This window comes from Streptomyces fractus (assembly GCF_049844455.1).
GTDB lineage: Bacteria > Actinomycetota > Actinomycetes > Streptomycetales > Streptomycetaceae > Streptomyces > Streptomyces fractus.
Window position 1 is genome coordinate 4,855,052 of sequence record NZ_JBMYHI010000002.1, and the last position, 23,067, is coordinate 4,878,118.

Here is a 23,067-nt window from a genome sequence, read left to right on the forward strand (position 1 = left end):
ATGAACTCGCCGATGAAGGGCGAAGAGCAGGAGTTCGCGCCTCGCGTGGGGCAGCTCCTGGAGGCATACGGCCGTGAACTCCCCGCCCCCACCGTCGACTTGGTGGCCGGCGGCCTGGCCAGGGGGCGACGGATGAGGCGCCGCAGGAGGGTTCTGTGGGGCTCCGCGGGGTTCACCCTCGCGGCGGGACTCACCGCGGGGGCACTGGCGGGCGGGATTCTGCCCGGCGGCGGGGCGTCCGTGGCCCGGGGCCCCGGCACGGCCGTCACCCTCCCCGACTTCTCGCCGGCCGCCGCGCGGATCTCCCCGCCCGCGGGAAAGAAGGCCCTCACCGGGAAGGCGTCCGTGGCCGTTCTCAAGTCGCTGCTTCCCGGCGCACCGGCCACCGGCGGCTACCAGTGGTGGGACGGCCCGGCGGGCAAGGAGCGGGCCGCGAACGCGGGCGGGCGGCTGCTCGTCACCGCTGACGGAGCCCGGACCGAGGCCACGGTGAGCGTGGAGGGGAACTTCCAGCTCGCCACGGTCGACGCACTGAGCAAGGACGCCGCGCGGAAGACCGCGGAAGGCGGGAAGCAGGACAAGAGCGGCGGCGCCACCGCCCCGGACAGGTCGACGGCGAAGGACGCGGCGAAAGAGGCGTCCGGGGCAGGGGCGAAAGAGGGCGCCGCGGGGAAGGGCAAGTCGCTCCGGCCGGTCACCAGGGCGCAGCTCCAGGACTTCTACTCCTGCGCGGCCCGCAAGGAGAGCGGGGTGCGGCAGACCTCCTGCGACGCCCACAACCTCGCGGACGGTTCGATACGGATCAGCTACGAGGAGCAGATCGGGAAGCTGGTGCGGCGTACCAGCGACGTACTGCGCAAGGACGGCACAAGGGTCGTCGTCACCGTCTCCAACAGCACGGACGGCAAGCACGGCCCGGCAGTCGTGGCCGCCCCGCCGTTGAGCACGGCGCAGGTGGCGGCCGTCGCCGCGAGCACGAAGTGGCAGCCGTGGGTGGACCCGTCCGTGATCGAGGACGCTCAGGGACTGTCGTGACCGGCGGCGGCCCGGGCGGGGTCAGCGGGTTCGCTGCGCCCCACCACGTTCCCCGCCCGGTCGATGCAGATGACGTCCACCGCGACAGGGGCGCCGCGCAGCACGGCGAGGGCCTCGTCGCGGGCCGTCTCCGCCACCAGATCGCCCAGCGGCACGCCCGCCGCCGTGCACAACTGGAGCGCGGCGAGGCCCGTGTTGGCCTCGGCGATCTCCTGGGCGAGCGCCTCCGAGGCCCCGCCCCCGCGCGCCAGGTCCGCGAGGAACCCCTTGTCGACCTGTGACCGTCCCGAGTGCAGATCCAGGTGTCCGGCCGCCAGCTTGGACAGCTTGGCGAAGCCGCCGCAGATGGTCAGCCGGTCCACCGGGTGGCGGCGGATGTACTTCAGGACCGCGCCCGCGAAATCGCCCATGTCGAGCAACGCGTCCTCGGGCAGGGCGTGTTCACGTACGACCGTCTTCTCCGACGTCGAGCCGGTGCAGCCCGCGACGTGCGTACGGCCCGCGGCGCGCGCCACGTCGACGCCCCGCCGGATCGAGTCGATCCACGCGGAGCACGAGTAGGGCACGACGATCCCCGTCGTGCCGAGCACCGACAGACCGCCGAGGATCCCGAGCCGCGGGTTCCACGTCGAGCGGGCGATCTCCTCGCCGTGATCGATGGAGACCGTGACCTCTACGTCGCCGGGGACGCCCTCCGCCGCCGCCACCCGGTCGATGTGCGTACGGATCATCTCGCGCGGCACCGGGTTGATGGCGGGCTCGCCCACGGGCAGCGGAAGCCCGGGCCGGGTGATCGTGCCGACGCCGGGGCCCGCCTTGAACACCACTCCGGAGCCGGGCGGGAGGCGCCGCACCGTGGACCGTACGAGCGCGCCGTGCGTGACGTCCGGGTCGTCGCCGGCGTCCTTGACCACCCCAGCCGTCGCGGACTCCCCGTCGTGGGACTCGACGGCCAGGGCGAAGGACGGCGTCTGCCCCTTCGGCAGCGTGATCGTCACCGGGTCGGGGAAGTCGCCGGTCAGCAGCGCCGTGTACGCGGCCGTGGTCGCGGCGGTCGCGCAGGCGCCGGTCGTCCAGCCGGGCCGCAGACCGGTGTGCTTGAGTTGGGCCCCGCGACCGCCCTTCGCCTCAGTCGATTCGTTCATGGAGTTCCTCGATGCCGCACGTGCTGATTCTCGGCGGGACGACCGAGGCCCGGCGCCTGGCCGAGGCCCTGCACCCGTACGTCCGCGTGACCAGCTCGCTCGCGGGCCGCGTCGCGGCGCCACGGCTGCCGGTCGGCGAGGTGCGGATCGGCGGGTTCGGCGGCGCCGATGGGCTGGCGCGGTGGGTGCGCGAGCACGCGGTCGACGCGGTCATCGATGCCACCCATCCCTTCGCCGAGACGATCAGTTTCAACGCGGCGCGGGCCGCCGCCACCGCCCATGTTCCCCTGCTCGCGCTGCGCAGGCCCGGCTGGGTGCCGGGTCCGGGTGACGACTGGCGTGAGGTCGCTTCGCTGGAGGAGGCGGCGCGAGTGGTCTCCGGGGCGGGCCGGGTCTTCCTCACCACCGGCCGGATGGGCCTCGCCGCGTTCGCCGGCGTCGACGACGCGCACTTCCTCGTACGGTCCGTGGACGCGCCCGAGCCGCCGTTCCCGCCGCGGATGGAGGTGCTGCTCGACCGGGGGCCGTTCACGCTCGACGGCGAGCGCGCGGTCCTCGCGGACCACGCCATCGACGTCCTCGTGACCAAGGACAGCGGCGGCACCGCGACCTCCCCGAAACTGATCGCCGCGCGTGAGGTGGGGGTCCCGGTGGTCGTCGTCCGCCGACCGCCGGTCCCGGACGGGGTCCCGGTGGCCACCACGGTGGAGTCGGCAACACAGTGGCTCCAAGCCACGGTGACTTAAAGGACTTAAAGGCCGGGGCTCTGCCCCATACCCCGCTGCTCAATCGCCGCAGGGGCTTGAAATACCCACTCGCCGCCGAGGCGCGAAGGTGAGCAAAATTGAGCCCCAAATCAAGCCCCTGCGGCGATTGAGCAGCGGGGTCCGGGGCAGCGCCCCGAGACCGCAACGCCGGGTGGGTGTCAGACGGGGTCGGGGTAGCGGCGGGGTGTCCAGGCGATCGTGGTCCCGTCCGGCCGGACATCCGCCTGGGTCTGCGACGACCCGACGATCAGCAACGTACGCATGTCGACGACCTCCGGGTCGAGGTCGGCGAGCCGGACGACCCGGACCGACTCCTCCGGCCCGCCCACATCCCGCGCAAGCACCACGGGCGTGTCCGGCAGCCGCAGTTCGAGCAGCAGCTCCCGCGCCTTGCCCACCTGCCAGGTACGGCTGCGCGACCCGGGGTTGTAGAGCGCGAGGACCAGATCCGCCGCGGCAGCGGTCCGCAGGCGCTCCGCGATGACCTCCCACGGCTTGAGCCGGTCGGACAGCGAGATCGTCGCGTAGTCGTGGCCGAGCGGCGCCCCCGCCTTCGCCGCGGCGGCGTTGGCCGCGGTCACCCCCGGCAGGACGCGGACCGGAATCCCCGAGTACCGGTCCTCCGAGGAGACTTCGAGCACCGCCGTCGCCATCGCGAAGACGCCGGGGTCGCCGCCGGAGACGACCGCGACGCGATGTCCGCGCCGGGCCAGGTCGAGGGCGAACTCGGCGCGCTCGGACTCGACCTTGTTGTCCGACCCGTGCCGCACCTGCCCTGGACGCCCGGGCACGCGCGCGAGGTACGTCGTGTAGCCGACCAGGTGGTCCGCGTTGACCAGCGCACCGCGCGACTCCGGCGTCAGCCAGGGCGCACCCGCGGGCCCGGTCCCGACGACCACGACCTCGCCGCGAGCCGGGTCCGGGTCCGAATCCAGGTCCGCCACCGGCTCCGCGTCGACCCGGGACGGCAGCACGGCGACGGAGAAGTACGGCACGGACGCCGGATCGATGTCGGCCAGCGCTCCCGTCCGCTCCCCCTCCATGAACGCCCGCTCGACATACCGCGCGTCGTCGAGCCGCCCCGAACTCTCCAGCGCGGCCCGCACCTTGGTGAACGTACGCCCCAGCTTCATGACGACGGCGGAGTCCGCGGCGGCGATCCGCGCGGTCAACTCGTCCTCCGGGAGCGTGCCGGGGATGACGGTCAGCGTCTCCTTGTCCTCGCACAGCGGCTGCCCGAGCCGCGCGGCGGCGGCGCTGATGGACGTGACACCCGGGATGACGGTCGCCTCGTACCGGTCGGCGAGCCGCTTGTGCATGTGCTGGTACGAGCCGTAGAACATCGGGTCGCCCTCGGCGAGCACGGCCACCGTGCGCCCGGCGTCGAGGTGCGCGGCGAGCGTGGCGGCCGCCTCCTCGTAGAAGTCGTCGAGGGCGCCCCGGTAGCCGCCGGGGTGATCCGTCGTCTCGACGGTGAGCGGGTACATCAGCCGCTCCTCGATCTGCTCCTTACGGATGTGCTCCGCGGCGATCGAGCGGGCGATGGAACGGCCGTGGCGCGCGCAGTGGTACGCGATGACGTCGGCGGAGGCGATCGCCTTCACGGCCGCGACGGTCATCAGCTCCGGGTCGCCGGGCCCGAGCCCGACGCCGTACAGCTTGCCCTTCTGGGAACTGTCTTGCTGGGAACTGCCGTGCTGGGAAGGTGAGTTGCTCATGCCCGGTCCTCCATGATCTCCGCCTCGGTCGCGATCGCGTTCAGTGCGGCGGCGGTGATGGCGCTGCCGCCGCGCCGCCCTCGTACGACGAGGTGTTCCAGGCCGAGTTCGTTCGCGGCGAGCGCGTCCTTCGACTCGGCCGCGCCCACGAAGCCGACGGGTATGCCGAGGATCGCGGCGGGCCTCGGCGCGCCCTTCGCGATCATCTCCAGGAGGTGGAACAGGGCGGTGGGCGCGTTGCCGATCGCGACGACCGCGCCGTCGAGCCGGTCCCGCCACAGTTCGAGCGCGGCGGCACTGCGCGTAGTCCCCAACTCGGCGGCGAGGTCCGGTACTTGAGGATCACGAAGCGTACAGATGACCTCGTTGTCGGCGGGCAGCCGCTTGCGGGTGACGCCGCTGGCGACCATGTGGGCGTCGCACAGGATGGGCGCCCCGGCGCGCAGCGCGGCCCGCGCGTCGGCCACGACGCCGGTCGAGTGGCCGATGTCCCGTACGAGATCCACCTGGCCGCAGGCGTGGATCATGCGGACCGCCACCTGGGCGACGTCGGCGGGCAGCGCCGCGAGTCCGTCCGCGGCTTCCGCGCGGATCGTGGCAAAGGACTCGCGGTAGATCGCCGCGCCGTCCTTCTCGTAGTCGAACACGGTTGCTCTCAGCTCTCGGTGTGGTGGGGGACGGTGGTGGTGTATCCGCCGCCGGGCTGCGCCACGACGTCTACGTATGGGCCCACGGGGTGGCCGCAGCGGCGTTCGCAGCCGGACCAGTAGGTGGGCAGGTCCGGGTGCGCCTCATCGATGCGGGCGGCGGCCTCGCCCCGCACGTCGGCGTGCGACTTGGCACATCCGGGGCGCCCGATACAGGCCGCTACGCGGTTCCAGGGTGAGGTGGGATCGCTCACGAGTCCGGTGTCGGCGAGCCGGTCGATCTGCTCCGGGGTGGCACCGGGCACGACGACGCCGCGCCAGGGCGTCAGCCGCAGCTCCCGGGCGGGAAGCCGATCGGCAAGGTCGACCAGCGCACGCCACTGCCCGCCCCCAATCGCCCCAAACGGCACACCAACCACCGACCGCGCAACTTCAAGCCCCGCCACCGGCCGCGCAAATTCAAGCCCCGCCGCCGGGCGGGCAAAATCAAGCCCCGCTGCCGGGCGGGCACCATCAAGCCCCGCGGGCGGGTGGGCAAATTCAAGCCCCTGCGGCGATTGAGCAGCGGGGTCCGGGGCAGCGCCCCGAGACCGCAACGCCGGGTGGGTGTCATCAAGCCCCTGCGCCGGGTGAGCGTCATCAGGCCCCTGCGGCGGGTGGCCAAAATCAAGCCCCGCCGGCGATTGAGGCGCGGGGTCCGGGGCAGCGCCCCGTGACGTCAACCACGGGTGGCCGGCAAGAAGCCGCTCCAACTCCCCGCTGGACAGCCCAAGTTCCGCAACCCGCCACACCCGCCCCGCAACCCCCCGCGCCGCCGCCACGAACACCTCCGCCACCGCGACCGCCGCAACCGCCGCACCACCAAAAGGAACCCGGAACCGAACCTCGCCGACAGACACCTCCGCGTCCCCCGACGGCAACCCCCGCACCAACACATCCGCCCCGAGCCCCGCGACATCCCCCCGCCCGTCATCCAAGGCGAACAGAAACCGCCCGGACAACTCCGGCGTGACGGAACTCGCACACAACGCCGCATCGAGCCCGGTCAACCACTCCCGCACGTCCACGAACCCGCGCCCATCGAGCCCGGACATCGGCGAAGCCACCACGTTGCGGACCCGCTCGTGCGCCGCCGACGGCAGCAGCCCGGCCGCCCCGAGCACCTCCGCCAGCTCACCCCCGCACCCGTCCCGAAGCCCTCGCAGTTGCACATTCCCCCGCGAGGTGAGATGCAGCATCCCGTCCCCGAGCCGCCCCGCCACCCCGGCGAGCGCCCGCGCCTGCTCCACGCTCAGCAGTCCGCCGGGGATCCGGACTCGCGCGAGAAACCCGTCGTCCGCCATGTGCAGGCGCAAAGCACCGGGGCAGGCGTCACCGGAGCCCGTGGCGGCTGCACCCGGCTCAGGGGGCGGGACGGATATGGGGGAGGGGGACATGCCGGGGAGCATACCTATGGGCTCTTTCCACCACCCCGTACCAGGTCGTCGCCCGGCACCGTACGATGCTCGGTGGCTGCCCGGACCCGGTCGGCCATCGCCGGCGACGGCGACAGGGGAGGAAGCCCGGTGCGATTCCGGCGCGGTCCCGCCACTGTGAACTCTCCACACGGAGAGCGAGCCAGGAACTCCCTGTACACACGACCACCCGGGGCGCGGACACCCCGAGGAAGGCCAGACGACGCATGCCCCAGCAGCCTTCGCAGCTCCTGCTCCTGTCGACGTCGGACACCGACCTGCTCAGCGCCCGTGCGGCCAACGCCGCCGACGCCCCGGTCGCCTACCGCTTCGAGAACCCCTCCCGCATCGACGTGGAGACGGACCTGCCGGGCCTCCTCGACGGCGTGGCCCTGGTCGTCGTACGCCTCCTCGGTGGCGTCCGCGCCTGGCAGGACGGCATCGACCGGCTGCTCGCCGCCGGCGTCCCGCTGGTCGTCCTCACCGGTGAACAGGCCCCCGACGCCCAGCTGATGGCGACGTCCACGGTGCCGATCGGCATCGCGGCCGAGGCCCACAAGTACCTGGCGCACGGCGGCCCCGCGAACCTGGACCACCTGGCCCGCTTCCTCTCCGACACCGTGCTCCTGACCGGCCACGGCTTCGAGCCGCCGGCGGCCGCCCCGACCTGGGGCCCCCTGGAGCGCGCGGCATCCACGCGGCACGGCGACGCCCCCACGGTCGCCGTGCTCTACTACCGCGCCCACCACATGAGCGGCAACACGGCGTTCGTGCACGGCCTCTGCGACGAGATCGAGCGCGCCGGCGCCCGCCCGCTCCCGCTGTACGTCGCCTCGCTGCGCGCCCCCGAACCGGAGCTGATCGACGCGCTGCGCCCCGTCGACGCGATCGTCACGACGGTCCTCGCGGCGGGCGGCACCCGCCCCGCCGAGGCGAGCGCCGGTGGCGACGACGAGTCGTGGGACGCGGGCGCGCTCACGCAGCTCGACGTGCCGATCCTCCAGGCGCTGTGCCTGACCTCGTCGCGCGCCGACTGGGAGGCGAACGACGAGGGCGTCTCGCCGCTCGACGCCGCGAGCCAGATCGCGGTGCCGGAGTTCGACGGCCGCCTCATCACCGTCCCGTTCTCCTTCAAGGAGATCGACGAGGACGGGCTCCCGGCGTACGTCGCCGACCCCGAGCGGGCGGCACGCGTCGCCGGGATCGCGGTGCGGCACGCCCGCCTGAAGCACATCCCGGCCCAGGACAAGAAGCTCGCGCTCGTCCTGTCCGCGTACCCGACGAAGCACTCCCGCATCGGCAACGCGGTGGGCCTCGACACCCCGGCGTCCGCGGTGTCGCTGCTGCGCCGGCTCCTCGACGAGGGCTACGACTTCGGTGACCGCGCCGAGATCCCCGGCCTGGCCTCCGGCGACGGCGACGAGCTGATCCGCGCGCTCATCGACGCGGGCGGCCACGACCAGGAGTGGCTCACCGAGGAGCAGCTCGCCAAGAACCCCGTCCGCATCCCGGCCGCCGACTACAAGCGCTGGTACGCGACGCTCCCGGCCGAGCTCCGGGAGTCGGTCGAGCGGCACTGGGGCCCGCCGCCCGGCGAGATGTTCGTGGACCGCTCCCGCAATCCCGAGGGCGACATCGTCCTCGCGGCGCTGCGGCGCGGGAACCTGCTCATCCTCATCCAGCCGCCGCGCGGCTTCGGCGAGAACCCGATCGCGATCTACCACGACCCCGATCTCCCGCCGTCGCACCACTACTTGGCGGCGTACCGCTGGATCGCGGCCTCCGCGTCCGACGGTGGTTTCGGCGCGGACGCGATGATCCACCTCGGCAAGCACGGCAACCTGGAGTGGCTGCCCGGCAAGAACGCGGGCCTGTCCGCCGCGTGCGGGCCGGACGCGGCGCTCGGCGACCTGCCCCTGATCTACCCGTTCCTGGTCAACGACCCGGGCGAGGGCACGCAGGCGAAGCGGCGCGTACACGCGACGCTCATCGACCATCTGGTGCCGCCGATGGCCCGCGCGGACTCCTACGGTGACATCGCGCGCCTGGAGCAACTCCTCGATGAGCACGCCCAGATCGCGTCCATGGACCCGGCGAAGCTGCCGGCGATCCGGGCCCAGATCTGGACCCTCATCCAGGCCGCGAAGCTCGACCACGACCTGGGGATCGAGGACCGGCCCGAGGACGAGGGCTTCGACGACTTCATCATGCATCTCGACGGCTGGCTCTGCGAGATCAAGGACGTCCAGATCCGTGACGGTCTGCATGTTCTCGGCTCGGCGCCCGCCGGGGCGGATCGGGTCAACCTGGTCCTGGCGATTCTGCGTGCGCGTCAGATCTGGGGTGGCAACCAGGCCCTGCCGGGGTTGCGGGAGGCGCTCGGCCTCGACGAATCGGCTGCGACCCGCGTCGCGGCGGATGAGGCGGAGTCCGTGGCGCGGGCCCTCGTCGAGGCGATGGAAGCGGCGGACTGGGACCCGGCCGCGGTCGGTTCCGCCCTGTCCGCCCTCACGCCACGGGGCTCCGCCCCGGACCCCGCGCCTCAAACGCCGGCGGGGCTGGATTTGCCCATGGAAGGGCGTGATGGTGCCGCTCCCGCCTTGGGCAATCTGCCGCCTGGGGCGGCAGGGTGGGCAAGGCGGCGCACGGTGCCGGGCACCGATGACGACGGCCTCGACCCCGTCGCCGCGATCCTCGACTTCGCCGCGCGCGAAGTCGTCCCCCGGCTGAGCGCGACGACCGACGAACTCACCAACGCCGTCCGCGCGCTGGAGGGCCGATTCGTGCCCGCCGGCCCGTCCGGCTCACCGCTGCGCGGACTCGTGAACGTCCTCCCGACCGGGCGGAACTTCTACTCCGTCGACCCGAAGGCCGTCCCGAGCCGCCTCGCGTGGGAGACCGGCCAGGCCCTCGCGGAGAGCCTCCTCACCCGCTACAAGGACGACAACGGCGAATACCCCACCTCCGTGGGCCTGTCCCTGTGGGGCACGAGCGCCATGCGCACCGCCGGCGACGACATCGCGGAGGCCCTCGCCCTCCTCGGCATCCGCCCGGTCTGGGACGACGCCTCGCGCCGCGTCACCGGCCTGGAGCCGATCCCGTACGAGGAGCTGAACCGCCCCCGCGTCGACGTCACCCTGCGGATCTCCGGGTTCTTCCGCGACGCGTTCCCGCACACCATCGGCCTCCTCGACGACGCGGTCCGCCTCGCCGCGTCGCTCGACGAACCGGCCGAGATCAACCACGTGCGGGCGCACACCCAGGCCGACCTGGCCGAGCACGGCGACGAGCGCCGCGCGACGACCCGCATCTTCGGTTCGCGCCCGGGCACGTACGGCGCCGGCCTGCTCCAGCTGATCGACTCCAAGGACTGGCGCACGGACGCCGACCTCGCCGAGGTCTACACGGTGTGGGGCGGCTACGCGTACGGCCGCGGCCTGGAGGGCAAGGCGGCCCGAGCGGAGATGGAGACGGCCTACAAGCGCATCGCGGTCGCCGCCAAGAACACCGACACCCGCGAGCACGACATCGCCGACTCCGACGACTACTTCCAGTACCACGGAGGCATGGTCGCGACCGTGCGCGCGCTGCGGAGCTCGGCCCCGGAGGCGTACATCGGCGACTCCACCCGCCCGGAGACGGTCAAGACCCGCACGCTCGTCGAGGAGACGTCCCGCGTCTTCCGGGCCCGCGTCGTCAACCCCAAGTGGATCGAGGCGATGCGCCGCCACGGCTACAAGGGCGCCTTCGAACTCGCCGCCACGGTGGACTACTTGTTCGGCTACGACGCCACGACCGGCGTCATCGCCGACTGGATGTACGACAAGTTGACCGAGACGTACGTCCTCGACGAGACGAACCGCCAGTTCCTCACGGAGAACAACCCGTGGGCCCTGCACGGAATCGCCGAACGGCTCCTGGAGGCCGAGTCGCGCGGCATGTGGGAGAAGCCCGACCCGCAGACGCTGGAGGCCCTCCGCCAGGTGTACCTGGAGACGGAGGGCGACCTGGAGGCGGACGAGTAGGCCGCACCGTCCGGCCCTGCGGGCTACTTCAGCGTCACGCCGAAGCTCCGCCCGTACGCGTGGTGCGTGTCGACGTCGAGCCGGGTTCCGCCCGGCACGGCGGTGACGCGCACCGCGTCGTCGCCCCCGGCCCTGCGCAGCGCACGGCCGCGCAGCACGACCGTCACGGTGTCGCGCTCGGTCGTCGGATCGGACACCGCCACCGTCACGTCCTTCGCGCCCCGCCGTACGAGGACGGAGGCCGGTCCTTCGACGCTCAGGCCCGCGACGTGGTGCTCACCGGCGGCGAAGGTGTTCGCGGCCGTGAGCCCGAGCCCCTCGTGGCGCACCGCCTGCAACCGCGTCGTGTTCGACAGCACCCGCACCGCGTCGTACGCCCGCACCGCTGCCTCCGACGCGTTCGGCAGCAACGCGTAGGCGAATGAGGCGAGTTGGGCCCCGGCCGGCTGCTCCACCGTCAGGGAGAACACCTGCCGGGTCACCGCCGTGTCCGGGTTCGAGGTGCGTACGACGCGTCGGCTGCGCGTCACCGTGTCGAGCCGCGCCTTCGCCTCCGGCCCGGCGAGCCGTACGTAGCCGACCGCCGCGCCCTGCGTCCCGTCCGCCCACCGCACCCAGCCGTCGCCCTCGGCCACGGTCACCGCGTCACCGGCGGCCGCCACCCGCGCGTCGACGGTCGTCGTCACCGCGCGCCCGCCGCCCGGGGCGTCGCCGACGCCGGCCGCGAGGGCGACGATCTCCTCGTCGAGCAGGAACCACGACTTCGTGCACCGCGCCCCGCGATACGCCACGAAGTCGTCCGGCAGGAGCCCCGCCCGCTTGTCCCGCCAGGGCACGTCGTCGGAGGCGACCCACCCCACCGCCCCGTACGCACCGTCGAGGACCGCGCCGCCCGAGTACGCCTGCGTGGCCGTCGGGAAGTACACGTACTTGTTCTGCGACTCGGACGACGCGGTGAAGTTCAGCGGGTGGTCCGGGTTGTCGTAGAAGAGCTTGCCGTCGTACAACTCCGGTACGGTTCCCCGGTGTTCGACCGGCGCCGTCACGCCCGCGAGGCCGTACGGGGAGACGGTGGTGAAGTAGTCGACGCCGAACGACCGGGTCTGGTCCTGACCCGCCAGGTGCAGGTAGTGGGCCCCGTCCCCCTGGAACCACGGCATCAGGTTCTCGCCGCTCATGTACTCGTACTTGCTGATGCGCCGCGAACTGCGGGACAGGGCGAAGGCGTAGCCGGGGCGGCGGTGCACCGTGCGGTCCATGGCGTTGAAGGCGACGGAGCGGGCCGGAGGGTTGAGATCGGCGGGGGACACGGAGTCGTCGGCGAGGATGTCGGCGTACCGGACGATGCTCAGCGGCGAGACGAAGGCCGTCGGGTCGAGGCCCGCCTTCGACGTGGCGCGGATGTGCTTCACGTACTTCTTCAGCGCGAGAGCCTCGTCCCCGCTCGACAGCGACGCGAGGTCGACGACGGCCTCGACGACCGTCGCGGAATCGGCGTAGCCGCTGCCCGTCCGGGACACGGCGCGCCCCTTCACCGCCTCCATCATCCAGCCCTCGAAGATCAGCGGCGCGAACCCGTCGCGCACCCACCGCTGGACCGTCGGGATCAGCTCGTCGCCGTACGCGAACCCGGTCCCGTCGAGCAGCTTCAGCGTCTGGACGACCCGCGTGAGCAGGCCCTTTCCGTACGAACCGGTGTACGCGACGGAGGAGTGCTGGATGAAGGAGCCGTCGGCGTAGTGGCCGTCGGTCACCCCGTGCTGGAGCTGGTACGGGTCGATGGTCGCGAAGACGGTCAGCTGGTCGGTGAGCGCCTTGCGGATGCGGGCCTCGTCGCCGGTGAGGGCGCCCTGGAGGATGCGGTTGGTGGTGATGTCGGCGAGGTTGGCGCCCGTGTGGAACCGTGAGTCGAGGTCGACGTCGCCGTCCTTGCCGTTGCGCAGATAGGCGTCCATGGAGGCGATGTACGTGGCGGTCAGCTCGGCGGACGCCGCGTCCCCGAGCAGCACGAGCGTCCGGCTGACGTGCTGCGAGACGCCTATCTCCCAGGTGAACCAGTTGCCGTAATAGCCCGTGGACTGGTCGCCGTAGTAGTTCTTGTGCAGCCACGTCAACGCGTCGACGACCCGCCCGCGCACCGCCGAACTCCCGTACAGATCACCGGAGATACCGGGTGTACGGGTGGCGAGCGCGATCTCGTACACCCGCTGATACGTGGTGTTGAGGTTCGGGTCGCTGCTGCCGAGCGGCACGCCCTTGAACAGCTCCCCGTCACCCGAGGCCGCGTCCATCGCCGAGAGGTTCGCCCGCGCCGTCTTCTCGATCGCGGCGAGCTTGTCGGCGGTCTCCTTACGGGCGTTGGACTCGGCGGTGCCCGCGAACATGTCGGCCGCGTTGGCGAGCAACTTCGCTGCCCCGTCCGCGAGTTGAGCCGCACTCGCCCACTCGGTGGGTATCGCGGCGAGCACCCCGCTCGCGGCGAGAACACTCAACAGACGTCTACGGGTGATGTCCATCGGTCGTCCGTCCCTCCGTCGTTCGCCCACGATCGGCACGCGCGGGCGGAGTCAAGCAGACGGGATGATCCGCGACAAGGGTTACCGGCGGGGCACGGTGTCGGGCTCAGAACGCCAGGTCCTCCCAGCCGATGCCCATGGCGAAGGGCTCGGGGAACTCGATACCGAGGCCGGCCGGTTCCCATTCGCCGACGGGCACGTACAGCGCGGGGCGCAGCGGCTTGACGGCGAGCCCGGCGTGGTCGAGGGCCGCGAGCCCGTACGCCCGCACCGCTGTGACGTCCCAGGTCCCGCCGGAGTCGAGCTCGATCTCCCAGTACCAGGGGATACCGCCCTCCGCGTACCGGTTCATCTTCCACTGCCTGCGCTTGGGGGTGTCGGAGCCGGAGAGCACCTCACCCACCAGCACGGTGTCACCGACGAAGGTGTCGGCTCCGCGGGGCAGGCAGCGGCGGACCAGGAAGTCGGGGGTGAGGAAGGTGGACTTGCCGGGTGTGAAGAAGACGTTGGTTTCTGTTTCGGCCTGCCAACAGCGCTCCTCCTTGCCGCCGGTCTCGTCCCGCATGGCGCGGCGTGCGTTGGCCTCGATCGCGTTGCACAGACGCCTGGCGGCCCGCTGGTGCTCCATCGGGGGGCGCTTGTTCCACACGACCCTGCCCTGCCACAGCTCGATGTCCTTGGCGATGTCGCCGGGGAGTTCGTCCAACTCGTCCCAGGTCATGGTCTCGGGCAGGTTGAATCCGGATGCCTCGTGTGCGCTCGCTGACATGCCGCCTCCACGGATCGCGTTCCGCCGTTCACAGTAGTCGTCTCAGGTGACGTCGTGGACGTAGATCACCGGGCCTTCTCCTCGCGGTGACGCCGTTCCGCGTCGTCGGGTGCGGTCCAGTCGTGCGCACGATCGAAGTGGCGGCTTGTCCGCGCGGCTGTGTCACCGACATGGCGCATCTCCGCAGCAGAGGCACACTCTGGGCAGGCGTACACGTTGAAGCCCGGTCCGGTGCCCTGGTGCACCTCGGCCACGAGCACGGGTTCGTTCGTGATCACTTCGCACCACACGCACATGCGGACGGGGCGGTGAACAGTGGTGGGCTCGTCGTTCATGCGGCTGCTGCTCCTCGTACGTGCTGGTCGAGATCGATCCCGTAATCGGCGGCGAGGACGAGCGCGAGCCGCCTGCGCCTGTGCCTACGGCGTTGCGCGGGGATGGGGTCACCGGCGCGGTGGCGGCCCGTGCCGGGAAGTACGAGAAGCAGCACCCAGGTCAGGGCACGGCGGATAAGGTCGGTCATTGTCAGCGCTCCGGTAGGGCGTTGGCCGTGCCCCCGGACGTTCCCGCGTCGCGGGGGCTTTTCCGTGAGACTAACCACGGTCAGTCACGGTGGACCTCGGTCGACCGTTACCGACCGAAATCGATAATGCGCGAACGCTGTCGGGCTCGATATGTTCACGGGTATGGCAGAAAAGATCGACCCGCTGGCCGCCGAGTACCACTACGAGCAGCTGGCCGACATCCTTGAACGCCGCATCAGGAGCGGCGAGTTCGAGCCGGGCAGGCGGCTCCCCGGTGTCATGGCGCTCTCCGAGGAGTACACCGCGGGGACGCAGACCGTGCGCCGCGCGATGGCCATACTGCGCGACCGCGGCCTCGCGGTGACCGTTCCCGCCCGCGGCACCTTCGTCGTCCGAGAGCTGCCTGACGCCTGACGCCCTATCAGGCCAATCGGGCGAAATGTCTGATAGACCGTCAACCGACCGGTGTGCCATGACGGACGTATAAGGCGCAAAGCCCTACCGTCGCGCTCATGTCCAAGGTTGGAAGACTCTCGCGCTTGCGCCTGTGGGTCGTGATGGCGGCCGTGCTCAGCCTGCTGTTCGGTTCCCAGGCCCTCGCGGCATCGTTCGCCGCTGCCGACGACCCCATGAGTGAAGTCGGCATCACCAAGACCAATGACACCGGGGGTACACCGCAGAAGCCGGGCGACGAGTTCGTCTACACCCTGAACGGCCAGTGCTCGGGCCTGACCGTGGACTGCGTGAACTTCACGGTCACCGACACCCTGCCGGCGGGCCTGGAGGTGACCAGCCTGCCGAAGTCGGACACCACGCGTGACGTGACGTACGACGAGGCGACCCGCCAGCTCACGGTGGTCTACAAGGTGCCGCTGCAGAACCCGGTCGGCAAGACCGGTCTGCGGGCCGGGCAGTCGGGCGCGGTCGAGATCGGGATGCGGGTCCCGACCGACACGACGTACGAGGACGGCGACACCGTCACCAATACGGCGAAGGTCGAGGCTGACAACGCGGACCCGAAGACCTCCGACTCGGACATCACCATCTCCATCCCGCGCGTGGTGAAGCCGGTGGCGACCAAGGACTGGGAGGACGGTTCGGCGGTCGCGCTCTCCGGTGAGGAGTCCACGGTCAAGCTGAACGTCCGCAACAGCTCCTCCTCGTCGACCGAGGTCACCGAGCTGTCGGTGTCGGACAACACGGCCGATACGTTCGAGTACTTCGACTTCACCAAGGCCACGGTGACCGCCTTCCCCAAGGGCGCCGACGAGGCGCACATGGTGGTCACCACGTCGGACGGCCAGAAGCACACCGGCGACACCATCACCTCGCCCGGCGAACTCCCGCTGCCCACTGGCGTGGACCCGGGTGACGTGACCGGCGTCGAGGTCGTCTTCACCAACAGCGCCGGCGATCCGCTGCCGTACGACGAGAACGGCGGCACCGTCGACATCGGCCTGAAGCTGCGCGACACCAAGCGCTCGGACGGCTCGAAGCTGGAGCCCACCGACAAGATCACGGTCGACAACTGCGCGACCCCGTCGGTGGAGGAGAAGACCGACGGGAGCGTCGACGGGGCCCAGGCCTGCGACACGTACGACATCCTGCCGGACATCCTGGTGCTGGACTCGACGAAGAAGTACTACGCCGACACCAACGGCGACTTCTCGCACGCAGGCAACGAGCACGCGGTGATCGGCGAGAACTCGCCGGTCAGCACCGGGGTCGACCTCACGAACAAGTCGCCGTTCAAGGTGAAGTCGCTGACGATCACCGAGCCGGACGAGAACGCGGCGGGCAACGAGTTCGACAAGCTCGACGTCGACAAGGTGCGACTGCGCTTCCCCGAGGGCGCGACGGAGGCGAAGCTGACCGTCACCTGCGAGGACGGATCCACCGAGGAGAAGACCTACACGGAGAACGCGACCTACGACGTTCCCGCGGCCTGCAAGCAGGTCACCAAGGTCGAGGTGGTGTACACCGGCACTGACGCCGACGGAAACCCGAGCATCGCCGAGGGCGCCACCGCGGGTCTCGACCTGCACGGCACCCTCACCGATGCCGTCGACGAGGCGGACGTGGCCGACGGCGTGCGCAACTGCGCCGGCACGAAGGGCGACGCGGGTCGCTCCGACGGCAGCGGCACCGCTTCCGGCGTCGCCTGCCAGGACCTCATCGTCGAGGACCCGAAGGGCGACGGCAGCGGCGTCAAGACCGTCAGCCAGACCGACGTGCCGCCGGGCCAGCCCATCGACATGCAGCTGAAGTTCACGAACACCGGCAACCTGCCGCTGAGCGACGTGGTCATCACCGACCCGGCCGCCGACGCGGACGGGAAGCCCAGCACGGCCAGCCCCTTCGACAAGCTGGAGATCACGTCCGTCTCCGTGTCGCCGTCCAATGCGCCGGTGACCCTCCAGGTGTATGACCCGGACACGGATGCCTGGGTCGACTACGAGGGCGTGGACGCCGACGTGCTCGCGCGGGCCACCGGCGTGCGCGGGGTCCACAACGGCACGATGGCGCCGGACGACACCGTCACCATCAACGTCACCGCCGAACGCCGCGACGGCGTCGAGAACGGCGAGACGTTCCAGAACTGCTTCTCGGTCACGGCGAAGGACAGCCAGGGCGGTGACTTCAAGGGCGGTGACTGCAGGTCCATGGAGACCGGGCCCGCGAACGATGGCGCCTCGCTGGACAAGACGATCGCCCCCGGCCAGCTGCCCGAGTACGTGCCGGGTCTGCCCCGGCAGCACGCGGACATGACGCTCACGGTGCGCAACACCGGCAACATGTCGGCCAAGTACCTGAAGATCACCGACCAGGACGACGACTTCTTCGACGCCGTGGACCTCGTGTCCATCAAGTCGAACCAGATGCCGGCCGGCGCGAACCAGGTGCAGATCGACGCGTACGTGGACGGGAAGTGGGTCAACGGAACCCCGGCCTCCTCGGCCGCCCTGCCGTCCGGCGTGAACGCCGCGGACGTCACCGGCATCCGCGCCACCTACACGTCGACGAGCACCGACAACAACGGCTACGTGATCAAGCCGGAGTGCACCAACAACAGCTGCTCCGGGCTCCTCGTTCTCGACGTCAGCCCCCGGCCCGCCTCGCGCAGCACCGGCGAGCCGATCCCGGACCACCTGGAGGACACGGCCAGCGGCCAGTTCCTCACCAAGGTCGAGGACCCGGACAAGCCCAGGGCCATCGACCCCGTCAACGCCACCCTCGACCTGGTCAAGGGTGACCCGGTGATCGGCGTCGACAAGACCAAGGACACCGACCTCTCTCCCGGCGAGGACGCCCCCTTCTATCTGCAGGTCACCAACACCGGCACCGCCAATGTCCCGAACCTCGTCGTCAAGGACGATCTGCCCAAGGGCATCGCGTTCCTCGACACCTTCGAGGGCGACAACGGCGAGCCGTACAAGATCATCGACAAGAAGGAACCGGACGGCACCGTCGCCATCCCCACCCCGAAGTTCTCGGAGACCGCCGACGGTGACCGGGTCTCCGGACTCACCTGGGACTTCTCCAAGGCCGACGACGGCAAGGCCTGGAACTTCGCGCCGGGCGCCAGCTTCACCATCGAGATCCACGTGACGCTCGAAGCCGGCATCAACGCCGACGACGTCGTCACCAACACCATGGGCGCCACCTCGTCCGACCCCGACATGGCCTGTGACGGCAAGTCGGACAAGAACGGCACGATGTTCGGTTCGGGCCTGTACTGCACGGACACGGCGACGCTGAAGGCCAAGACCGGCGCCGCGTTCAACGCCCGTAAGTGGGTGGCGGGCAACCCGGACCTCGGCTGGTACAACACGCAGGACAAGAAGACCGTCGGCCTCAACGACTCCTCGTGCCGTGTGCTGACCGACTCCACCGGCCGCAAGTACACCGCCAACCCGTGCATCGCCCTGGTCAACCCCGGTGACCAGTACCACTACTTGATGCACATTCAGAACGCCGGAACCGAGTCCGGCACGAACATGCGGATCGTCGACCGGTTCCCGGTCCAGGGCGACAAGGGCGTCATCCTCGACCAGGACCGCGAGACGGCCTGGGACAAGCGGCCCACGCTCGCCTCCCCGCCCAAGTTCGACGGCGGCGCCCCCGGCACGATGGACGTCAGCTACGAGAACGACGAGCCGCTGTGCACCGACGACCTCGACATGGGTGGCGCCGGTTCGAGCGCCGCCCAGTGCGGATCCGGCACCTGGGACGACGCGTACAGCGACAAGGCCGTCGGCGCCAAGATGGACATCGCGTTCCCGACGCAGCTGGCCCCTGGCGGCACCGTCGACATCACCTACGCGATGGACGCCCCGCTCGACGTCACCCACAACGGTGACCCGACCATCGCCTGGAACTCCTACGCCCACAACGAGACCACCGACCGCGCGGGCACCCCGCGGGTACTCCAGGCCAACGAGCCGATCCGCGTCGGAGTCGCCCTCGCCTACGGTGAGTTGAGGCTCGTGAAGCGGCTCGGCAAGCACCCGGAAGCGGCGACCGACATGCTCCGCAAGGTGCCGTACTCGTACCACGTCACCTGCACCATCCACCCGCAGGGCAGACTGCCCCGCACGGTCCTCGACGAGGACTACCGGGTGTCCGTGGACAAACCGGTGAACGTCAAGGGCATCCCGGCGGGCGCCAAGTGCGAGATCTGGGAGACCTCCGCCAGAGGCGGCCAGACCGACCACACCAAGGACAACCCCGTCGAGGTCACCATCAAGCCGAACATCGGCACGGAGACCCCGCAGTTCGCCCGGATCACCAACTCCTACGAGTTCGGCGCGCTGCAGCTCACCAAGTCGCTGGACGGTGACGCGGCGGGTTACGCGGACGACGGCCGCACCTACGGCGTCGACGTGTCCTGCACCCTCCCCGACGCCTCCGGCGCCCCGAGCGACCGCATCGTGCACAAGACGTACGAGGTGAAGGCCGGCGAACCGGTCACCATCAAGCCGCTGCCGGTGAACTCCCGCTGCTGGGCGGAGGAGGTGGACACCGGGGGCGCGGCGAAGGCGACCGTCGACCACGGGTCCGCCGACAACCCGGCGGTGGTCACGGCGTCCGACTCCGACGAGCAGGCGGCGATCAACGTGACCAACACCTTCCCGGCGGCCGACCTGACCGTCAGCAAGCACGTGGTGAACGGCGACGCGGGCCCGTACGACTTCTCGCTCGCCTGCACCACCGACCAGGGCGACGTGGCGCTCTCCGGCGACGACAGCTCCTTCGAGCTGAAGGACGGCGAGGACCGCACGATCAGCGTCCCGGAAGGCTCGACCTGCACCGTCAAGGAGACGAACGTGCCCACCGGTGACACGGTGACGTACGCGGCCTCCGACGACGGCACGGACGGCAAGGTCCAGGTGGACGGCGCGGCCTCGGTCGACGTCACCAACACCTTCCCGGAGTCCGGCGGCTCGGGCGGCACCGACGGCGGCGGCACCGGCGGCGGCGGCACCGGCGGCCACGACGGCGGCGGCCACCTCGCCGACACCGGCTTCCGCGACTGGACGCTCCTGGGCGCCCTCCTCACGGTGCTCGCCCTCGCGACCGGCTTCACGGTCCGCGCGATGTCCCGCAGGGGCCGCGCCTGACCCTCAGCGTCACCCGCAATAGGACGAGAGCCCCCGGCGATTCACATCGCCGGGGGCTCTCGTCCTATTGCGGCGCTCCGGCGCTCCGACGCCTGAGCGAAACAGCACAGCAAAAAGCCCCGGGCCGCTGGCCTGGAGCTTCTTCGTGGAGCGGGTGACGAGAATCGAACTCGCGCTCTAAGCTTGGGAAGCTTATGTTCTACCATTAAACTACACCCGCGCGGTACGGCCGTTGAAGCGATCCGTACTGGCGACACTGTACCTCATGCCGGGCCCCGGGCGCTGAAGCCCCCGGGGCCCGGCTGCGTTGTGGGGGGTGGAAGTGACTGCGGGTGAAGGGAGTTGGGGCGTACGGTGGGGAGTCCGACCGAGGACGATTCACCTCGGGGTGCCGCCTGGATTGGCGTCCCTTTCATCCCGTAATGTTGCTTTTCGTCGTCGGTCAGGAAACTGGCCCAATGGCTCCGTGGGGAAGGGACTCCGGGACTTGATGGACTCGATGGATCGCACCGTCGTCCGATGTGCCGAAGGGCACGTGTTCAGCACCGCTTCGTTCCCGATGCAGCAGGCGGACCGTCTCGGTCCGAGCCGGCTGATTCGGTGTCCGCGGTGCGCGCGACTTCGGCACGCCGTTCCTGTGGGACCGGACGAGCGGTAAGCGGCACCAGTGACAGTGGGCGCGGGCCCCGCCGATTGTGGCGGGCCCGCGCCCACTGCGTATCCTCGCTACGTGCTTCTCTCAGACAAGGACATCCGGGCCGAGATCGACGCCGGACGGGTCCGGATCGATCCTTACGACGAATCCATGGTGCAGCCGTCGAGCATCGATGTGCGGCTCGACCGCTACTTCCGGGTGTTCGAGAACCACAAGTACCCGCACATCGACCCGAGCGTCGAGCAGGCCGAGCTGACGCGGATGGTGGTGCCGGAGGGCGACGAGCCGTTCATCCTGCACCCCGGTGAGTTCGTGCTGGCCTCGACGTACGAGGTCATCTCGCTGCCCGAGGACCTCGCCTCGCGGCTTGAGGGGAAGAGCTCGCTGGGCCGCCTCGGCCTCGTCACGCACTCCACCGCCGGGTTCATCGACCCCGGCTTCAGCGGCCACGTGACGCTGGAGCTCTCGAACCTCGCGACGCTCCCCATCAAGCTGTGGCCGGGCATGAAGATCGGGCAGCTGTGCATGTTCCGGCTGTCCTCACCCGCCGAGTTCCCGTACGGCAGCGAGCGCTACGGTTCGCGTTACCAGGGACAGCGCGGGCCGACGGCCTCCCGTTCCTTCCTCAACTTCCATCGGACCCAGGTGTGAGCAGCAGCGACATGAGTGACGTCAGCCCCGAGCGCGAGAACCTTACGTACGAGCGGTTCGGGGTCGCCATGCGCGAGCTCGCGCAGACCATCGCCGACGACGGGTACCGGCCCGACATCATCCTGAGCATCGCGCGCGGCGGCGTCTTCGTCGCCGGCGGGCTCGGGTACGCGCTGGACGTGAAGAACATCCACCTCGTGAACGTCGAGTTCTACACGGGTGTGGGCACCACGCTCGAGATGCCGGTCATGCTCGCGCCCGTGCCGAACGCGATCGACTTCAGCGACAAGAAGGTCCTGATCACGGACGACGTCGCGGACACCGGCAAGACGCTGAAGCTCGTCCACGACTTCTGCCTCGACACGGTGGCGGAGGTCCGCTCGGCCGTGGTCTATGAGAAGTCCCACTCGCTCGTGAAGTGCGAGTACGTGTGGAAGCGGACCGATGAGTGGATCAACTTCCCGTGGAGTGTTGAACCGCCGGTCGTGAAGCGGGACGGGCAGGTTCTCGACGCCTGAGTGGTGTGCGGAGACGAATGAAATGAGGGGCCCCGCGGGGCCCCTCATTTCGTGTGCCGGAAGGCGTGAGCCGGGAAGTCCTAGAACGTGCCCAGCTTGATGATCGAGAGCAGGGCGATCAGCTGGATCGCCGACGCCGCGAGCGCCTTCGGCCAGGGCAGGTCGTGGGACTTGGAGACCATCGTGGTCAGCAGGGCACCCGCCGCGATCCACGTCGCCCAGCCGAGGAGCTGGACGAACATCTCGTCGCCGCCGAGGAACATGCCGAAGACCAGGCGCGGGGTGTCGGTGAGGGAGGCGATCAGCATGGACAGGCCGACCGTGGGCTGCCAGGCGCCGTCGCCGCCGAGCTGGCGGGCCAGGGTGTGGGTGACCACGCCGAGCACGAAGAAGCTGATCGTGATCGCGATGCCGGTCGTCAGGACGTAGGGGATCGCCGAGGACATCGTGGCGTTGATGACGTCCTCGCGGGCGCCGTCGAAGCCGAAGATCGCCAGGAGTCCGTAGAGGAACGTGACGATCAGGGCCGGGCCCCACATCGCGTAGTCGCGCATCTGGAGATACGTCGCCGAGGGGCGGAAGACGACGCCGGAGAGCAGCGGCTTCCAGTGCAGTCGGGGGCCGACCGGTCCGGCCGGGGCGGCCGCGCCCGCCTGGTAGGTGGAGCCCTGGCCGTACGCGTACGGATCGTCACCGGGGTTCACCGAGAACGCCTGGGTGTGACCGGGGTTGTTCGCTGCGTACGGGTCGTGGGCCCGGGGCGCGTTCGGATCGCCGAAGTACTCCGGCTCGCCGTGCCCACGGTTCGGCTGCGGCCACTGCTGCTGCCCGTACCCGTGCTGCTGCTGAGGGGGCCCGTACGGAGGGTGTCCCTGGGGCGCTTCGCGGTTGTCCCGGCCGCGTCCGTTCCTGAATCCAGCCACGTACTCGAACGTACCTGGTTTCCGGGAACGCAATGCCGGGCCCGGGGGTCCGGGCCCGGCATTGCGGCTGAGCTGTGACATCCCCTACGGGGGTGGGCG

Annotated in this window: 16 protein-coding genes, 1 tRNA gene and 1 riboswitch; of the genes, 7 read left to right on the forward strand and 10 right to left on the reverse strand. The window is 70.5% G+C overall.

What is annotated here, in order from left to right:
* On the forward strand, positions 1 to 1,035 hold the full coding sequence (locus tag ACP4E5_RS24020) for a hypothetical protein (protein ID WP_425831935.1): 1,035 nt from the start codon (positions 1 to 3) through the stop codon (positions 1,033 to 1,035).
* Here the strand turns inward: ACP4E5_RS24020 and ACP4E5_RS24025 are convergent.
* A complete protein-coding gene (locus ACP4E5_RS24025; protein WP_425831937.1) occupies positions 1,020 to 2,180 on the reverse strand; it encodes a cobalt-precorrin-5B (C(1))-methyltransferase in 1,161 nt (386 codons plus the stop codon). The genes ACP4E5_RS24020 and ACP4E5_RS24025 overlap by 16 nt on opposite strands.
* 11 nt (positions 2,181 to 2,191) lie before the next feature.
* On the opposite strand from ACP4E5_RS24025, the gene ACP4E5_RS24030 reads away from it, so the two are divergent.
* The gene (locus ACP4E5_RS24030; RefSeq protein WP_425831939.1) at positions 2,192 to 2,926 is read left to right on the forward strand and encodes a cobalt-precorrin-6A reductase; all 735 of its coding nucleotides are present in this window, start codon (positions 2,192 to 2,194) and stop codon (positions 2,924 to 2,926) included.
* A gap of 179 nt (positions 2,927 to 3,105) precedes the next feature.
* On the opposite strand, the gene ACP4E5_RS24035 is transcribed toward ACP4E5_RS24030, so the two are convergent.
* From ACP4E5_RS24035 to ACP4E5_RS24045, 3 genes are read right to left on the reverse strand one after another with little or no spacing between them, the layout of a single operon-like run.
* Entirely contained in the window at positions 3,106 to 4,665 is a 1,560-nt protein-coding gene (locus ACP4E5_RS24035) for a precorrin-2 C(20)-methyltransferase (RefSeq protein WP_425831941.1), read from the reverse strand.
* Positions 4,662 to 5,312, reverse strand: coding sequence for a precorrin-8X methylmutase (locus tag ACP4E5_RS24040; protein ID WP_425831943.1), 651 nt, complete (start codon positions 5,310 to 5,312; stop codon positions 4,662 to 4,664). Before ACP4E5_RS24040 ends, ACP4E5_RS24035 begins: the two co-directional genes overlap by 4 nt.
* Positions 5,313 to 5,320: 8 nt before the next feature.
* Complete coding sequence (locus ACP4E5_RS24045) at positions 5,321 to 6,655, reverse strand: cobalamin biosynthesis protein CobG (RefSeq protein WP_425831945.1); 1,335 nt, start codon at positions 6,653 to 6,655, stop codon at positions 5,321 to 5,323.
* 190 nt (positions 6,656 to 6,845) lie between these two features.
* A riboswitch (cobalamin riboswitch) is annotated at positions 6,846 to 6,939 on the forward strand.
* Positions 6,940 to 6,993: 54 nt separating this feature from the next.
* Between ACP4E5_RS24045 and cobN the strand changes: the two genes are divergently transcribed.
* Positions 6,994 to 10,791, forward strand: coding sequence for a cobaltochelatase subunit CobN (cobN, locus tag ACP4E5_RS24050; protein WP_425831947.1), 3,798 nt, complete (start codon positions 6,994 to 6,996; stop codon positions 10,789 to 10,791).
* A 23-nt stretch (positions 10,792 to 10,814) separates the two neighbouring features.
* Here cobN and ACP4E5_RS24055 read toward each other — a convergent pair whose 3' ends face one another.
* From ACP4E5_RS24055 to ACP4E5_RS24070, 4 genes are all read right to left on the reverse strand, one after another.
* A complete protein-coding gene (locus tag ACP4E5_RS24055; protein WP_425831949.1) occupies positions 10,815 to 13,307 on the reverse strand; it encodes a polysaccharide lyase family 8 super-sandwich domain-containing protein in 2,493 nt (830 codons plus the stop codon).
* 106 nt (positions 13,308 to 13,413) lie between these two features.
* Positions 13,414 to 14,076, reverse strand: a complete 663-nt coding sequence (locus ACP4E5_RS24060) for a Uma2 family endonuclease (RefSeq protein WP_425831951.1) — start codon at positions 14,074 to 14,076, stop codon at positions 13,414 to 13,416.
* A gap of 65 nt (positions 14,077 to 14,141) precedes the next feature.
* Complete coding sequence (locus ACP4E5_RS24065) at positions 14,142 to 14,411, reverse strand: hypothetical protein (protein ID WP_425831953.1); 270 nt, start codon at positions 14,409 to 14,411, stop codon at positions 14,142 to 14,144.
* Positions 14,408 to 14,599 (reverse strand): hypothetical protein, encoded by a 192-nt coding sequence (locus tag ACP4E5_RS24070; protein WP_425831955.1) that lies wholly within the window; start codon positions 14,597 to 14,599, stop codon positions 14,408 to 14,410. The genes ACP4E5_RS24065 and ACP4E5_RS24070 overlap by 4 nt, the downstream gene beginning before the upstream one ends.
* Before the next feature lie 163 nt (positions 14,600 to 14,762).
* Here ACP4E5_RS24070 and ACP4E5_RS24075 point away from each other — a divergent pair, with 163 nt between their 5' ends.
* A complete protein-coding gene (locus tag ACP4E5_RS24075) occupies positions 14,763 to 15,014 on the forward strand; it encodes a winged helix-turn-helix domain-containing protein (protein WP_425831957.1) in 252 nt (83 codons plus the stop codon).
* 98 nt (positions 15,015 to 15,112) lie between these two features.
* The gene (locus ACP4E5_RS24080) at positions 15,113 to 20,221 is read left to right on the forward strand and encodes a DUF5979 domain-containing protein (protein ID WP_425831959.1); all 5,109 of its coding nucleotides are present in this window, start codon (positions 15,113 to 15,115) and stop codon (positions 20,219 to 20,221) included.
* 146 nt (positions 20,222 to 20,367) lie between these two features.
* On the opposite strand, the gene ACP4E5_RS24085 is transcribed toward ACP4E5_RS24080, so the two are convergent.
* Positions 20,368 to 20,441, reverse strand: a tRNA-Gly gene (locus ACP4E5_RS24085).
* 510 nt (positions 20,442 to 20,951) lie between these two features.
* Here ACP4E5_RS24085 and dcd point away from each other — a divergent pair.
* Together dcd and ACP4E5_RS24095 are read left to right on the forward strand one after the other, a co-directional pair.
* Positions 20,952 to 21,527, forward strand: coding sequence for a dCTP deaminase (gene dcd / locus ACP4E5_RS24090; RefSeq protein ID WP_267069955.1), 576 nt, complete (start codon positions 20,952 to 20,954; stop codon positions 21,525 to 21,527).
* An 11-nt stretch (positions 21,528 to 21,538) separates the two neighbouring features.
* Entirely contained in the window at positions 21,539 to 22,045 is a 507-nt protein-coding gene (locus ACP4E5_RS24095; RefSeq protein ID WP_425831961.1) for a phosphoribosyltransferase, read from the forward strand.
* Positions 22,046 to 22,125: 80 nt separating this feature from the next.
* Here ACP4E5_RS24095 and ACP4E5_RS24100 read toward each other — a convergent pair whose 3' ends face one another.
* Positions 22,126 to 23,049, reverse strand: a complete 924-nt coding sequence (locus ACP4E5_RS24100; RefSeq protein ID WP_425831963.1) for a Yip1 family protein — start codon at positions 23,047 to 23,049, stop codon at positions 22,126 to 22,128.
* Positions 23,050 to 23,067: the final 18 nt, after the last annotated feature.

Coding starts and splice junctions, on each gene's coding strand:
- ACP4E5_RS24020 (WP_425831935.1), top strand. CDS start 1: ATGAACTCGCCGATGAAGGGCGAAGAGCAGGAGTTCGCGCCTCGCGTG.
- ACP4E5_RS24025 (WP_425831937.1), bottom strand. CDS start 2,180: ATGAACGAATCGACTGAGGCGAAGGGCGGTCGCGGGGCCCAACTCAAG.
- ACP4E5_RS24080 (WP_425831959.1), top strand. CDS start 15,113: ATGTCCAAGGTTGGAAGACTCTCGCGCTTGCGCCTGTGGGTCGTGATG.
- ACP4E5_RS24075 (WP_425831957.1), top strand. CDS start 14,763: ATGGCAGAAAAGATCGACCCGCTGGCCGCCGAGTACCACTACGAGCAG.
- ACP4E5_RS24065 (WP_425831953.1), bottom strand. CDS start 14,411: ATGAACGACGAGCCCACCACTGTTCACCGCCCCGTCCGCATGTGCGTG.
- ACP4E5_RS24045 (WP_425831945.1), bottom strand. CDS start 6,655: ATGGCGGACGACGGGTTTCTCGCGCGAGTCCGGATCCCCGGCGGACTG.
- ACP4E5_RS24060 (WP_425831951.1), bottom strand. CDS start 14,076: ATGTCAGCGAGCGCACACGAGGCATCCGGATTCAACCTGCCCGAGACC.
- ACP4E5_RS24100 (WP_425831963.1), bottom strand. CDS start 23,049: ATGTCACAGCTCAGCCGCAATGCCGGGCCCGGACCCCCGGGCCCGGCA.
- ACP4E5_RS24035 (WP_425831941.1), bottom strand. CDS start 4,665: ATGAGCAACTCACCTTCCCAGCACGGCAGTTCCCAGCAAGACAGTTCC.
- ACP4E5_RS24055 (WP_425831949.1), bottom strand. CDS start 13,307: ATGGACATCACCCGTAGACGTCTGTTGAGTGTTCTCGCCGCGAGCGGG.
- ACP4E5_RS24030 (WP_425831939.1), top strand. CDS start 2,192: ATGCCGCACGTGCTGATTCTCGGCGGGACGACCGAGGCCCGGCGCCTG.
- ACP4E5_RS24095 (WP_425831961.1), top strand. CDS start 21,539: ATGAGTGACGTCAGCCCCGAGCGCGAGAACCTTACGTACGAGCGGTTC.
- ACP4E5_RS24070 (WP_425831955.1), bottom strand. CDS start 14,599: ATGACCGACCTTATCCGCCGTGCCCTGACCTGGGTGCTGCTTCTCGTA.
- cobN (WP_425831947.1), top strand. CDS start 6,994: ATGCCCCAGCAGCCTTCGCAGCTCCTGCTCCTGTCGACGTCGGACACC.